Below are 16,717 nucleotides of genomic sequence, written 5' to 3' on the forward strand. Positions count from 1 at the left end.
CCCGCGGAGCGATGCGACGTATGTCATAGTTTCGCCGCCTCCCTCACGTCGTCCCCGCCGACGATGGCCGCAGCCTCGATCACGTCGACCAGCTGACCTGCCCATTCACGGACTGCGACCGCGTCGACGCGGTCGGCACGGAACCCGAGAGTTGCAAAAACAGGCCCTTCGCCAACTGGCTCGTAAAAACTCAACGTCACATCCGCATCGGGCACTCCCACCGGAATCGGTACGAGAGAACCGAAGTCGCCGAGCCCGTCCAAATCCGCCTGTTGGTGATGGATCACCATCACCTGAGGTCTCATGGACGCCGGATTACCCAGAGCCTGCTCGACATACACATATGAGACGTCCTGATTGCTCAGCGCTTCCAGATTCCCCTCCCTCACCCGAGCCAGCAATTCTGCGAACGTCGGGCTACCGGACGTATCCGTGCGCAGGAGAACAACATTGAAGAAGGACCCGATCATCGGTTCGAGACGGGGATCCGACCTGCCCGCAACCAGCGAACCGATCGGAAGATCGGTACCGGCCCCAGCCTTCGTGAGAACGGCGGCCAGCGCGGCTTGCAGGACCATGAACATGCTCGTGCCGGTGCGCGCTGCCAGAGCATCGATCCTGGCGTGCAGATCGGCGTCGATGTCGACAGAGACCACGTCGCCCCGAGGCTCCGAGTCATCTTCCGGCAACGGAAGATTCACACTGGTCGGTATTCCGTCGAGCGCATCCTGCCAGTACGCGAGTTGCTTCGACGCGCGGCTGCCCACGTCCAGGGGGTCTCCCAAGAGCTCGTCCGACCACACGGTGTAGTCGGCGTACGTCAACGCAAGCTCGTCCCAGACCGGTTGATCTCCCTGCGACCTGGCTGCATAAGCAGAGACCAGATCTCCCAACAGCGGCACTACGGACCACTCGTCGACGGCGATGTAGTGCATGACGAGAAGCAGTGTCCGAGAACCGTCTTCACCGAGCACGAGGTGCACTCGCAACGGCGGTTGCTCACGCAGATCCATCGGAAGTTGAGCCAGCTCGAACACCGCTCGGCCCAGGTCGCCGGCACCGACATCGACGACATCGACAGTCGGCCGAACCGATTCCCTCGCCACGACGATGCCGTCGACCTCGACGAATGTGGTCCGCAGGGGTTCGTGCCGCGATGTCACATCGTCCAATGCGTGCCCGAGAATCTCCGGATCGATCTTCGATTTCAGGGTCAGTGCCAGAGCATGGCTCGCTTGCGGATGTGCGCCGGCAGAACGGAACAACTCCCACTGACGACGTTGCGGCGCAGACAGACCCATGGTCTCCGGACGCCTCACCGCCGGTGCCAGGACCGGGCGTCCACCTTCCGAACGCGCAACGACTGCCGCCAACTCGGCCACGCTCGGTGCATCGAACACGTCTCGAATACTGATGTCCACTCCGAATGCTTCACGAATGCGACCGACCAGTTTCATCGACGCCATCGAGTGCCCACCGAGTTCGAAGAAACTGTCGTGGACTCCGACGCTCGGGAGTTGCAGTATGTCCGCGAAGGCAGCCGCAACGGTGGACTCCACGACAGTGCGAGGAGCAACATCACCTGCCAGCTCCGACCAGTCCGGGGCGGGCAACGCCTTGCGGTCGAGCTTTCCGTTGGGTGTCAACGGCAGCGGGCCGTCGAGGGCGACGACCATCGTCGGAACCATGTAGTCGGGCAACGACACTGCAGCGAGATTGCGCACTGCCGTCGTGTCCACCACCACGCCGGGCTCGGGTGACACGTAACCGACCAGACGCGTGATCTCGCCCTGCCGATCCGCGACGACCGTCGCCTGCTTCACCGTCGGATGGGCACTGAGGGCTCCGATGATTTCGCCCAATTCGATTCGGAAACCACGGATCTTGACCTGATCGTCCACACGGCCGAGGAAGTCGATGTTCCCGTCAGCCCGCCACCGCGCTCGGTCGCCGGTGCGATACATGCGATCGCCCGCGGTGAAGGGGTCAGCAATGAATCTCTGGGCCGTCAGATCGAATCGGCCCAGGTAGCCTCTCGCCAGGCCGCGCCCCGCGATGTACAGCTCGCCGGATACTCCCGGCGGAACCGGACGCAGTTGATCGTCGAGCACGTACGCCTGTTCGTTGGGGTCGGGGATTCCGATGGGCACGGCGCCGTTCCAACCTGGCTCCGCCTGCCACAGTGTGTTGTTCACCGTGGCTTCGGTGAGTCCGTACGCAGCAAGCAAATTCAGCCGCTCTGCCCATCGCCCGATCAGCTCCGGCGGTACCGTCTCGGTTCCGACCAACACGGTGCAGCCTTGCGGTACTTCACATCCTGCCGGCAGGGCTGCCAGCAACGAGGGCGGGATGATCGCGTGGGTGACACGATTGTTCGTCATGAAATCGGTCAGCGCCGGGCCGGCAACCCGGGCGCTCTGCGGCACGATCACCAGGGTGCTGCTCGTGCACAGAGCCATCGCCAGCTCGAATACCGCGACGTCGAAGCCGACCGAAGCGAACTGCATCACCACCGAACCCGGTACCAGTCGCATCCGAACCTCGGCTGTGGCAACAAGACTCGGAATACCGTCGTGGGACAGCACGGCTCCCTTCGGCTTGCCGGTCGAACCCGAGGTGTAGATGACGTAGGCAGCGTGGCTGACGCCAACTGGTGGCCGGGGAGTTTCCACGATCGATGCCTCGTCCAGTTCTGCGCGGATCAGCGGATCGTCCAGGAGGATTCGCTCGACGCCGACCACGTCCTCGATTCGAGAACTCTCCTCGGAGGTGGACAGCAGTACCGAGGCGCGAGAATCGGTGAGCATGTACGTGATGCGCTCGCTCGGGTGACTCAAATCCAGGGGTAGATACGCTGCCCCCAGCTTGAGCACGGCGAGGACCGACGCGACCATCTCCACCGAGCGCGGGACGGCAAGTCCCACCACGTCTTCGACCGAGACCCCGCGCCGATACAGCACACCGGCTATCCGATCACACTGCTCGGAGAGTTCGTGGTACGTGGCCTGCCCCGCTTCGTCGCGCACCGCAATCGCCTCGGGCGTAGCAGCGACTCCACGCGCGAAAGCGTCGTAGAACGTCTCTTCCGGCACGTCGACGGCGGTGTCGTTGAACGCGGTGACAACCTGTTCGAGTTCGCCTGGCAAGAAGATGTCGATGTCACCGATCTCGATGTCGGCCGATTCCACGACTGCAGTGATCATCGATTCCAATCGGTTCGAAATTCGCTGTACGGTTTCGCGATCGAAGAGGTCACTGCCGTATTCGAGACGGACGTCGATGCAGCCTTCGTCGCCCAGGTACTCGGTGAAGTTGAACACCAGATCGAACTTGGCCGTGTACTCCTCGAGTTCGAACGGATCCCCGCCCGTCTCCTCGCGGCTGTGATAGCCGACCATGACCTGGAACAGCGGGTTGCGTGCCAGGGTGCGCGACGGATTGAGGCGTTCCACCACAGTTTCGAACGGAACGTCGGCGTTGGCGAAGGCCTCGAGATCTCCCTCCCGAACGCGATCCACCAACTCCCGGAACGTCGGGTTACCCGACGTATCCGTGCGCAGCACAATGGTATTGACGAAGAAGCCGACCAAGTCGTCGAGCCCCTGTTCACTACGTCCGGCTACCGGAGCGCCGAGGGGAAGGTCCTCACCCGCTCCGAGCGCAGTCAGCAACGCCGCCGACGCCGCGTGCAGGACCATGAACATCGAACTCTGGCTCTCGCGCGCCAGATTCCGCAATGCCGCAGTTGTCTCCACGCCCAACCGTGTCACCACTGCCCCACCGGAGAAACTCGGTCTGGCTGGTCGACTCCGATCGGCGGGAAGCAACAGTTCTTCGGGGGCTCCGTCCAAACTCTTCGCCCAGAAGTCCAACTGCGTGCTCAGGACGCTCGACGGATCGTCGGCGCTGCCGAGTAATTCCCTTTGCCACAGGGTGTAATCCGCGTACTGCACCGGAAGCGGTTCGAAAGCTGGCTCCTCGCCCTGAATCCGAGAGGAGTAGGCAGACATCAGATCCCGAAGGAACGGTCGATCGGACCATTCGTCGGTTGTGATGTGATGCAGAACGATCACGACGACTACTGCATCGTCCACCCGGATCAGACGTGCACGAATCGGAATCTCGTTCGCAAGGTCGAACGGACGGCCCACCGCCGCTGCAACCTCACCGGCGACGCCGGCTTCTCCTGAATGAACGGTCTCGACCGGAACCGTCGCCGATTCGAGAATTATCTGTTCCGGCGTTCCGTCGACCAACCGGAACTCCGTACGCAAGGATTCGTGTCGTTCGACCACATCGTCCAGCGCCGCGGCGAAGACGTCCGCGTCCAGTGCACCGTCCAAGCGGAGCACGATCGGGAAGTTGTAGGCCGCGGAGTTCTCCTCCATCTGTCCGATCAGCCACAATCGCTGTTGAGCGGCAGAAAGGGGGAGGTGGTCCGGTCGCGGCTTCGCGACCAGCACCGGTCGCGTCGATCCCTGCTCGGCCGCAATACGTTCCGCGAGTTCCGCGACCGTCGGTGCTTCGAAGAGATCACGCATGGTCAGAGCGTTGGGAATGGCGATCCGAGTTCGGCTGATCAGTTTGGTGGCCAGAAGCGAGTGACCACCGAGGTCGAAGAAATTGTCGTCGACACCGATGCCGTCGACGTCCAGCACGTCGGAGAAGAGTTCGCAGAGGACCTCTTCCGTACGGTTTCTGGGCGCGATCGCTACCCCACTGCGCTCCCCCAGCACCGAATCGGCCGTGGGCAGCGCCTTGACGTCGAGCTTTCCGTTGACGGTCATCGGCAATGTCTCCACCTCGACGACCACGGCCGGAACCATGTAGTCGGGCAGGAGAACGCGCGCCCGCGCGCGGTAGTCGTGCGCGACGCCGAGGCGCACCGGTGTCACGTAGCCGACGAGTCTCTTGACTCCACCCGCCCCGACATCGACCACCACCGCTGCTTGCCGCACGTGTTCGTCGGATTCGAGAACGGAGACGATTTCGCTCGGCTCGATCCGGTGACCTCTGATCTTCACCTGATCGTCGGTGCGGCCGAGGAAGTCAAGGTTGCCGTCACCGCGTCGCCGCACCAAGTCACCGGTGCGGTACATACGTTCTCCGGTCCCAGCCGGATCGGCGACGAAGCGCTCGGACGTGAGCGCGAAGCGTCCGAGGTAGCCGCGAGCCAAACCAGCTCCGGCAATGTACAGTTCGCCGGCAACTCCGTCGGGGACCGGTCGCAGCCAGCTGTCGAGAATGTGCGCCGTGGTGTTCCAGATCGGCTTACCGACGGTCGGGGTGTCACTGTCGGCAGTTCCGCCACCGAGGGTGTTGATCGTGTATTCCGTCGGACCGTAGAGGTTGTAGCCCACGGTTCCCTCGGTGTCGCGCAGCCGGTTCCACACCGAATCCGGAACGGCTTCACCACCGAGCAGGACCAGTGGCGGGCGGTGGTGCCCCACACCGTCGTCGAGAAGTCCGCTGTCGATCAGGTGCGTCGCGTAGGTCGGTGTCACGTTGACGACGTCGATGTCCTGAGCGTCGCAGTATGCGACGAGCGCCTCGGCATCACGACGCAGATCCTCGTCGCAGATGTGCACCTCGTGGCCTTCCACGAGCCACAGAAGTTCCTCCCACGACATGTCGAAGGCGAAGGACACGGTGTGCGCGATCCGCAGGCGCCGGCCTGCCGCGGCGATGACCGGTTCGAAGATCGCCTCGCGGTGGTTGAACTGCATGTTCGTCAAGCCGCGGTATCCGGTGACCACGCCCTTGGGCTTGCCGGTCGAGCCGGAGGTGTAGATGACGTACGCGGGGTGGTCGAGTCGATGCGGTGCCCCCGGGGCGAATGCTCCGAGTTCCGCCGCGGAGAGTGCCCGTGCCGAGATCGTCAGTCTCCTTGCCGCAGTGTCCGGCTCGTCGATCACGATAGTGCGGACGTCCGCGCCGTCGAACTTCGGTGAGGCGGCAACGGTGGTCAGCAACACGACGGGCCGCGCGTCGTCGATCATCGCGGCCAACCGTTCGGCTGGATGGTCGAGTTCGAGTGGTAGGTAGGCCGCGCCGGTACGCAATACGGCGAAGAGCGCGACAACCATGTCCACCGATCGTGGTAGACCAAGGGCCACAATTCTTTCCGGACCGGCCTCGTAGTTGATCAGCAACCGCGCCATCCGGTCGATCTCGCCGTCGAGATCGGCATAGGTCATCCGACGCTTCCCGAACACGAGTGCCGTGTCGTTCGGTTGCACCGACGCCACCTCTTCGAACAAGTCGGCAATGGTGCGCTCCGGCAACTCTCGGATCTGCGTCTGCTGCGCCACTACAGGCACCGGAGTCGCAACAACCAAACCTGTCATGTCCTGCGACCAACTCTGCAGCAGATCGACGAAGTGACCGAGCAGGTCCTCGGCTCGACGCGCGGTCACCAGATGCGGATGGAACTCGAACTTGACGTTGACGGTGGTACCCGGTGTGACCACGACGGTCAGCGGATAGTGCGTGTGATCGATACTGTCGCTGCCGCTCACGTCGTGAGCGGCATTGAGTGCGTCGACTTGTTTCTCGTCCACGAAGTTCTGCAGGACTATCAGCACGTCGAACAGTTGACGATGTTCGGACAGACGTTGAATCGAGGCCAAGCCGAGGTAGTCGAACGGCATCAGCGATAGACGATCCGCCTGCGTGCGGCGAAGAAGTTCGTCGATGCTCTCGTTCGGATCCAGTTGCAGCCGAACGGGAACGGTGTTGAGGAACATTCCCACCACGGTGTCGATTCCCGGCACCTCGGGAGGCCTTCCGGCAACGGTGGAGCCGAAGACGACATCCTGTCGACCGGTGGCCGACGCCAGCACCAGGGCCAGCGCTGCGTTCAGTACCGTGTTGAACGTGACGCCGGACGCGGCGGCACGCTCACGCAGGGCGCGCGAAAGCGATTCCGGCAGAACCACATCTCGGCGATCCGGAAGCTGACGTTCGGCGTCCGGCGCCGGCACGGCGACAAGCGTCGGCTCCTCGAGGCCTGCCAGCGCTCCGCGCCACGCCTCGTCGGCGGCAACACCGTCGCGATCGGCCAACCAGGCGAGGTACGTCTCGAACGACCCCTCGGGTTCACCGAAGGCGCTGTCGTCGCCACCGGTATCGTAGAGCGCCAGAAGCTGGCTGACGACAAGGCCGTTGGACCAGCCGTCCCACAGCAGGAACTGCCGGTTGATCACAAGACGATCGTGCCCGCCGGGCAGATGCAGCACGTTCATACGCCACAGCGGCGGTGCTGTCAGATCGAATGGAGTAACTCTGTCCAGGGCAGCGATCCCCTCGGCGCGCTTACGAGCCGCCGAGTCGTCGAGTTCACGGAGATCATGGACGGCAACGGGAACGTCGAGTCCCGCGCTGAAGAACTGCACGGGCTCGTTCAGTCCTTCGCTCACGAACCCCGCTCGCAAGGTGGGATTTCGTCGTTGAAGTGTCCGAGCAGCCTCAGCCAACCTGTCCACGTCGAGCGTGTGCCCGAAGTCCATCGAGAACTGTGCCGTGTAGATGTCCCCGCCAGTGCTTTCACTGCTGTCCGAGTATCCGGCCTGGAAGTACAGGCCTTCCTGCAACGGTGACAGCGGCAGGATACGGCTCACACCTGCCGGGCTCGCATCGGCTATCGCGTCGATCTCGGCCTGACTCAGGTCGAGCAAGGTCACATCGAACGGAGTCAGGAAGGGCGGACCGCCGTGACGTGCGGCCGCAGCCGCCAGATCGCCGAGTGCCGAAACCCAGCCCTCGGAGAGTGCCAGCGCGTCAGTATCGGACAAATCTTCACTTGCCCAGGCGAAGTCGGCGCGAAGCTCCGAATCGACACTCACGACATTGACGATCAGCCGGTACGGGCCTCCCATGTCCGCGTCGGGATCGGTGGACATAGCGTCGGATTCCGCCGCCAGAGACCATGCGGTCGATCCAGGAGCCGTCGCACGTCCGAGATAATTGAACAGCACCTGAGATTCGGAACGCCCCGCCAATATCGTTGCCGTGCGGGCATTCACGTACCGCAGCATCCCGTATCCGATGCCGCCGTCCGGTGCACTTCGCAGGCTCTCCTTCACCTCACGCAAGGTATCCACCGGATCGGTTCCGCTGTGCAGTCGCATGGGCGCGATGGTGGTGAACCAGCCGACTGTTCGCGACAGATCGGTTCCCGGCGCCAACTCCTCCCGGCCGTGCCGTTCGAGATCGACCAGCAATTCGTACTCACTGCGGCCGGTGGAGCGACGCCAGCGATCGACGGACATCGTCAGCGCTGCCAACAGAACATCCGTTCCCTCGGCACCCACCATTGCCGCAACCGATCCAAGTGCTGCCTCGGAGATTGCTCCGTCCACCGTGACCGTGCGCCTCGAGCCTCCGGATACGACGGCATCGCCCGCGGCATCGGGGATCAACTGTGCGCCCGGAGCGGTCACGGTCAGCCAGTGATCGAGTTCGGCGAATCGATGTGCACTGTATGCGTGTTCGGCCACCGTGCGGGAGAAGGTACGCAGCGAAGTTCCGACGGCATCCAGTGCGGCGGGCTCTCCGGCTTCGACTGCCACCCAGGCCATCGCGAGATCCTCGAGCAGGGTTCCCCAGGAAACCCCGTCCACGACCAGGTGGTGCGCGACTATTGCGAGTCGGCCCAGATTCTCCGCGCCACAATCGAACCAGACCACCGAGACCATCCGCCCTGCAGACGGATCCAATCGACTGGTCGCTGCTTCGGAGTGCTCCGCAATGAGCGTTCGCAAATCGCCGTCGTCCAGACCTTGCGCGTCGACTCGGGCGACCACGTCCGCTGCCCGGACACTGCCGGGTTCCTCGACCCGCGCCGACCACATGCCGCGGTCATGTCGGATCAAGGTTTGGCGAAGCCCGTCGTGGTGATCGAGCACCGCCTGCAACGCACCGGTGATCGAACCGAGAGATGTTGCCGGAGAGTGGATCAGAACTGCCTGGTTGAAGCGATCGGTACCACCCGTCCATTCGGACAAGCGGTGAACCACCGGCAGCGGTACCAGCTCACCCACACCGATGTCGGCCGAGGCGGTGGCAACCGAGGTGGCGACATCACCCACCGTTGCGGCGATCGCGGCGGGAGTGCGCAATTCGAAGATCTGACGCGGGGTCAGCACTACCGAATCACGACGAGCCAGGTTGACCAGTCGGATCGCCAGGATACTGTCGCCGCCGAGAGTGAAGAAATCGTCGCGCATCCCGACACGGGGCAGTCCGAGAACCGTCGCGAAATGCCCGGCGAGAAGGTCTGCAACGTCCGAGGAAACTACTCCCGTCGAGTCGCCCACCTGTGCCGCGAAATCCGGTGCAGGTAGTGCTTTTCGGTCGAGCTTGCCGCTCGGGCTCAGCGGCAGTGACTCGAGTCGCACAAAGGCGCTGGGCACCATGAATTCCGGTAGCACCGACAGCAACTGAGCGCGAACCGCAGCATCATCAACATCGCCGACCAGATAGGCAACCACCTGTGCGCGGTTGCCAGGACCGTCTGTTCGGACGATCACGGCACTGGCCGTGACTCCGGGGCACAGCGCCAACTGTGCTTCGATTTCACCGAGCTCGATGCGGAATCCACGAACCTTCACCTGCTCGTCCACGCGGCCGAGGTACTCGAGGACGCCGTCGGCATTCCACCGCACGATGTCACCGGTCCGGTACATCCGCGAGCCGCCGTCGATGTACGGATTCGCCACAAATCTTTCGGAGGTGAGTCCCCCACGTCCGTGGTAACCACGCGCCAGTTGTGGTCCCGCCAAATACAGCTCACCGGTGGCACCGGCCGGGACGTTCTGCAGGTAGGGATCGAGGACGAACAGGCCGGTGTCGGCTGCGGGTACGCCGATCGGGACACTGACGGCGTCTGCCGGAGTTTCCTGCACCGACGGCTGCCAACTGACGTCGACGGCGGCCTCGGTGGGGCCGTAGAGGTTGTCCACCAGAACGTTCGGCAGGATCTCGGCGACCTTGCGTGCAACGTGAACGGGCAGTGCCTCACCGCTGCAGTTGACGATCTCGAGGGAAGAGCACAGTGCTGCTTTCGGCTCTGCAAGAAACACTTCGAGCATCGACGGAACAAAATGCACTCGGGTCACGGACTGTTCGACGATGACGTCGGCCAGATAGCCCGGGTCCTTGTGCCCGTCCGGCTCGGCCATCACCAGGGTTGCCCCCACCAGAAACGGCCAGAAGAATTCGGGAACGGAGACGTCGAAGCTGGACGGGGTCTTCTGCAGCATCCGGTCGGAAACGTCCATCGGACGTATCTGCTGTGCCCAGAGCAATCGGTTGACCACACCCTCGTGGGTGACGACAACACCTTTGGGACGACCGGTCGAACCCGAGGTGTAGATCATGTACGCGGCATCCGCGGGTGATCCTGGGGCACTCAGGGGATCGGCTGGGAACTGCGCCGACTCCGATACGGTCACCCGCGGAACCGAACCCGAATCGAGTGAAGAGCCTTCTGACACCACGACGCACACCGGATCGGCGTCACCGAGCATGTACGTCAGCCGCTCCGCCGGGTAACCGGTGTCGAGGGGAACGTAGGCACCCCCGGCCTTTCCGATGCCGAGTATCGCGACCATCAGTTCGATGGAGCGCGGCAGGGCAACGGCCACCAACGATTCGCGTCCGACGCCACGTTCGCGCAGCAAGTGCGCGAAACGATCAGCGCGAGAGTGAAGTTCGGCGTAGGTCAACGACTCTTCACGGAAGATCACTGCGGTGGCTTCGGGCGTACGCCCGGCCTGATCACGCAGCAGCTCGGTCAGCGTTGCGCGCGGCCGATCCAAGGCCGTGCCGACGCTCCCCGGCTGTGCGGGTGCCAGCGCGATCCGGCCGATGACCTGGTCGAGATCGCGAGAGAGCTCGGCGAGTACGACTGCGAGAGCTTCGGCCAGCGACGCAGCGGCATCGCCGTCCACCTGAGCGGCGTCGTACTTGAGCTCCAATGCCAACCGATCGCCGGGGACGACGATCAGCGTCACCGGGTAGGCCGGCCGCTCGTCGAATCGAATTCCCGTCAGTCGCAACGAGTTCGTCGGATCGGCGATAGCGGTGTCACCGAGTGGATAGTTCTCGAACACGACCAGTGATTCGAAGTTCTGCTCCAGTCCGCCGGTCCGCCGCAGTTCGGGTAGACCCAGGTACTGATGGTCGAGTAGTTCCGATTGTTCCCTCTGCCAACGAGAAAGTGCTTGCGAGGCTGTCTCTGCCGGATCGAAACGCAATCGCGCCGGCACAGTGTTGATGAACAGGCCCACCATGGTCTCGATGCCCGGCAGGTCTCCACCGCGTCCCGATACTGTTGATCCGAACAGCACGTCGGTTCGGCCGGCCATTCGGCCGAGCACCAGTCCCCAGGCGCCGTGCACGAGCGTGCTCAGTGTCAGTCCGTGTGAGCGTCCGTTGGTCACCAGTGCGCGCGTGTCTAGGTCGGTCAGTTCGACTCGGGTAGCGTGGATCCCGCTGCTGCCCGCACTCGGCGCGGGAAGTTCGACCGCGGGCCCGGGAGAGTTCAGAGCTTTCCGCCACACCGCCGCCGAAGCGTCGTGATCGTGACCGGCCAACCATTCGAGATAGCTACGGTACGGCGCCGGGTTCGGGAGCACGACGCCGGAATCGGCAACGCTGTACGACGCCATCAGCTCCCGCAGCATCACCGGGACCGACCATCCGTCTGCGACCGCGTGGTGAATCGACTGCAGCAGAAGGTACTTCTCCGAGGAAGCACGGACCAGCGTGTAACGGACGAGCGGCGGATGCGCGAGGTCGAACCCGCGCGCGCGGTCGACTGAGAGCAGTTCGTCCACGTCGGCGCCGGCATCCGTGACTACTGTCATCTCCACGACGACGCTCGGGTGCACCACCTGCACGACTCGACCGTCACCCAGGACCGAGAATCCGGTGCGCAGCGCCTCGTGCCGATCCACGACGGACTGCAGCGCACGGCGCAGAGCCGTACTGTCCACGGCACCAGTCAGTTCCACAACCTGTTGCACGACATACTGATCCGATCCCGGATCGGCAAATGCCGAATGGAAGTAGATCCCTTCCTGCAACGGAGTGAGCGGGAGAATCTCGTCCGCCTTCGGCAACCCGTCCACGTCGGTCTGAGTGAGCGCCACCAGAGGGTAGTCGGACGGTGTGGCTCCGCCGAAAGCGGCGAGCCCGGCCACGGCCTTGAGCGAGTCCAGCCACAGCCGCGCAAACCTGTCGATGTCGCTACGCAGGAAGATGTTCGACGCCCAGGTCAAGGTGGCTCGCAGTCGTGGACCACCCGCAGCGTCCTCGGCTACGACGTCGACCGACAGTGCGTGCCCCAACGGCATGGACGGATCGGCAGCACCGTCCACCGACACCGGGAACCAGTCCCCCTCTGCAACTGCAGTGCGCCCCAGATAGTTGAGCACCACCTCGGGTGCTGCGACGCTACGCAACTGACCCGAGCCGCCGAGGTATCGCAATGCTCCATATCCGAAGCCGGCGTTCGGGATGCGTCGAAGTTGCTCCTTGACGTTCTTGAGAACCCCCGCCAACTCGCCGCTCGCTTCGAGGTCCGGAGCGGCTGCACCGATCTCGAGTGCCACCGGAAACACTGTGGTGAACCATCCGACAGTTCGTGTCAGGTCGACGTGGGCAGCGCCGTCGCCGCGAACGACGTCCTCGTCGCGTCCGTGACCTTCCAAGTCGATTGTCACCGATCCGGCACCGCTCCACTTGGTCAGCGCAACGGCCAGTGCGGTGACCAGTACTTCGCTCACGTCGGCCCCGAATGCCCTTGGAACACTGCCCAACAACCGATCGGCGAATTCCGGAGACAGGGTGATCGATCGCGCCGCAGCGGTGCGCGCGAGGTCAATTGCCGGGTCGAGTGCCCGACGGCCGAGGGGTGACTGTGGTGCCGACGTGACCGAGTCCCAGAACTCGATTTCCGAGTCCAGTCGCCCGGCTCCGACCGCCTCCGAAACGAGTTCGGCATACCGTCTCACGGAGGTACCGACCGGAGCGAGTGAGGGTTCGTCGCCATTCATCGCTGCGATACCGGCGCGCGCGAGGTCTTCGAGGATGATGCGCCAGGAGACACCGTCGACCACCGCGTGGTGGATGGCAAGCAACAGTCGCCCAGGACCTGTCGCAGTAGTGAAAAGAACAGCACTGACCATCGTTCCGTCAACCGGATTCAGACGCCTGACGGCTCGCTCGGTCTCGGCGACTATCAGCGGCCCGCATTCTTCGAGCGGCACCGGTAGCGCCCGGGTCTCGAAGACCACAGCCGCTTCGTTTGTGGCCGGAACAAGCAGCGTTCCGTCGGGAGTCAATTTCGCACGAAGTGCATCGTGGCGCGCCACGAGGACATCGAGCGCCGACTTGACGTGTTCGGACGTCAAAGCCGACGGGGTCTGAATCAGCGCTCGCTGATGGAAGGTTCGTACTGCGTCCGGTGTCCCGAGGACCCTGGCAGCGATGGGCGTCGTGGCTACGTGACCGATCGGTTCGTCCGCATGATCGACGATCTCAGCCGTTCGGCCGGATTGGGCACGCGCCATGGCCTCGGCGGTGCGCAGTTGGAACACCTCGCGTGGACTGATCGACAAACCGGCTGCACGAGCCGCGGTCACGAGCGAGATCGCGACGATGCTGTCCCCGCCCAGTGCAAAGAAATCGTCGGTCACGCCGACCGAATCGAGACCGACTGCCGACGCGATCAACGTGCAGAACTGTTGTTCGACTTCGTTTCTCGCAGCGACATGCGCGCTCAGTTCGGCTAGATCGGGCTCGGGAAGCGCTCGACGGTCGAGTTTGCCGTTGGCCGTGAGCGGAAACTCGTCGAGGACGGTGACGGTGGTCGGGATCATGTAGTCGGGCAGCTTGCTCGCCGCCCACTCGCGAATGTCCCGCGAGTCGATCGCACGGTCAGTCCCCGACGCTGCGCTCACGTAAGCGGCGAGATACTTTGCCCCTGTGGGCGCTTGACGCACCAGAACTGCCACATGCCGCACTCCAGGGTGCGAGATCACCGCGGCTTCGACATCTTCGAGTTCGAGGCGCATGCCACGAATCTTCACCTGATTGTCCGTGCGTCCGAGGAAGTCGAGGGTGCCGTCCGGGGCCCATCGGGCCAAGTCACCGGTGCGGTACATCCGGGATCCGGCCAGATCACCCGTGACAAAGGGATCCGCGACAAAGCGAGATGCGGTCAGCGCCGACGCGCCGACGTATCCGCGCCCCAGCAGGAAGCCCGCGGCGTAGAGTTCGCCGCCGGTGCCGACCGGAACCGGCTGCAGGTCGCCGTCCAACACGTACAGGCGAGTGTTGGGGTTCGGCCGACCGATGGAGGTCGCGATTCGTTCCGCGTCCTCTCGGTAGATCACATGGGAGACACCGATGGTCGCTTCCGCCGGCCCGTAGCCGTGATACAGCGTCGTGGACAGTTGGGCGCGGAACCGGTCGAAGAGTTCAGGCGTGAGAACCTCACCGCCGCACCACACGTGCTTCAACGAATCGAGCTGATCGGTCTCGTTCGCCAGGTCCAGCAGTATGTCGAGCATGGACGAAACCAGGTAGACGAAGGTGACCGATTCTCCGGCGATCAGGTCGAGTAGGTATTGCGGGTCGCGTTCCCCCTCGGGCTTCGCGATCACCAGTCGACCGCCGGACACGAGCGGGAGCAGGATCTCGTTGATCGAGATGTCGAACGAGAGTGGGGCTTTGAACAGCGAGGCATCGCTCGATCCGAACCCGAGAACCCGCTCCCGCTGCCACAGCAACCGTGCGCAGATCGCCTCGTGGCGGATCATGGCGCCCTTCGGGCGTCCGGTCGAACCGGACGTGAAGATGACGTACGCCAATTGGGCACCGTGAATACGAACGTCGGGCGTCATGACCTCGGACAGGACCGACGGCCCGTCCTCGTATGCCCACGCGGTCAGATCGACCGGAACGGAGTCGTCTACACCGTCCGAGGTGAGTACCAGTGTGGCGCCCGCGTCGGCGAGTACCGATTCGCGGCGTTCCGCAGGCCATGACGGATCCAGCGGAACGAAGGCACCACCGGCACACATGACGGCCAACAACCCCACCACCATCTCGGCGGATCTCGGAAGCCCGATCGCCACAACGGTTTCGGTCGCAACACCGCGAGAGATCAAGTGCGCGGCGAGCTGTGATACCCGACTTTCGAGTTCGCCGTAGGTCAGCCGGACGTCCCCGTCGACCACGGCGACAGCGCCCCGATCGGCAGAGAAGCTGCTGCGCAACAAATCCGGCACCGTCGTGACGGGCTGCGGCTCTGCGGTGTCGTTCCACCCGTGGAGCACGAGTTCTCGTTCCGCGAGCGACATGGGGTCGAGTGCCGAGATCGGAAGCTGCGGCTCGGCTACGAATCGATCGAGGAACTGTTCGATTCTCGCGGTGTGATCGGCCAACTCCCTGTCGAATCCGGCCGGGGCGCGGACGTCGATCTCGATCGGCTCCCCGTCCTGACCACCGCGCACACTCAGATCCAGGTCACTGACTCGACCGGTTACCGAATTACGCACGCGCACCGGGCATCCGCCGAAGGTGAGTGTGTGTTCGAACATCATCGAGTTGATGCCGGGACCGAAGACCTGACGGTCGGGATCGATCGCCCGAATGTCGCGAGCGAGATCCTCTCCCCGGTAGCGCCCGTGCTTGAGTATCGAGATCAGGGCGGTGTCGAGTCGAGTTGCCAACTGGCCGATGGTTTCCGAGCGTTCTACTCGAATACTCAGCGGAAGAATCGTCGACGCCATCGAGGGAATGCGACGCATGTTGCGCCCCACCCGAGCCGCCATCGGCACCGAGACGACAACGTCGTGCTGTCCCGTGGTTCGTGCGATGTACGCGATCAGCGCGGCCATGGGCAGGCGAGTTCGCCGAATCCCGGCGTCGGCCGCATAGCGATAGAGCTGTGCCGCACGATCGGCATCGAGCGTGAGCACTGCCGAGATCGGGGGCAGCGAATCATCGACCTGCCCATGCAGAATCCGCGTCGCTTCCGGTCCTGATTCGACTCGCTGCACCCAGTACTGACGGTCGAGCTCGAACCGCGGAGAGTTCCGGTAGTCCTGATCGGCTGCAACCACTGCATCGAGTGACCATCGCGGTGCGTCAGTCCCCAGATTCGGGTCGTCGTATCTTTCGGCGACGTCGGCGACGATGAGCGAGATGCCGTAGCCGTCGACCACACTGTGGTGATAGCGCTGATACCAGATGACTCGGTCGTCGGCCGTCAGCAGAAGTGTCTGACGGAAGAGCAGATCGTCCGCACCGAAGACCCGGGCCATGTCGGTGTCCATCCACGACTGCGCTGCCGAATCGGGATTCGCCTCGGCCCGAAGGTCGAGAATTTCCACGTCCCAGCGTGCATCCGGAATCGGCACCTGGATCAGCTGGTTGTCGGCATCGACCTCGAAGTTCACGAACAGTGCTTCGACGCGTCCGACGGTGGCCCTGATCGCCGCTGCGGCGCGCTCGACGTCGATGGTGCCGTCGACCTCGACGACAAGTCCGATGTTGTACACCGGGCTACTCGGATCGACGTTCTGAGCAACCCACACCTCACGCTGAGCGGCCGTCGCCGGGAGCGCTGCGTCCAGATGGCCACCGCCCGATACAGACGGGTGAGCTACCTGAGAGTGGTCAGACATCGAGAATCCGATCATCG

At 63.7% G+C, this 16,717-nt stretch carries 1 protein-coding gene; it reads right to left on the bottom strand.

All coding sequences use genetic code 11. From position 1 onward, the window contains the following. Positions 1 to 23: 23 nt before the first annotated feature. Complete coding sequence (locus DBV08_RS21765) at positions 24 to 16,715, bottom strand: non-ribosomal peptide synthetase (protein ID WP_124568811.1); 16,692 nt, start codon at positions 16,713 to 16,715, stop codon at positions 24 to 26. Between the last annotated feature and the right edge of the window lie 2 nt (positions 16,716 to 16,717).

The sequence above is a fragment of the Rhodococcus sp. KBW08 genome, assembly GCF_003852455.1.
Classification (GTDB): domain Bacteria; phylum Actinomycetota; class Actinomycetes; order Mycobacteriales; family Mycobacteriaceae; genus Rhodococcus_F; species Rhodococcus_F baikonurensis.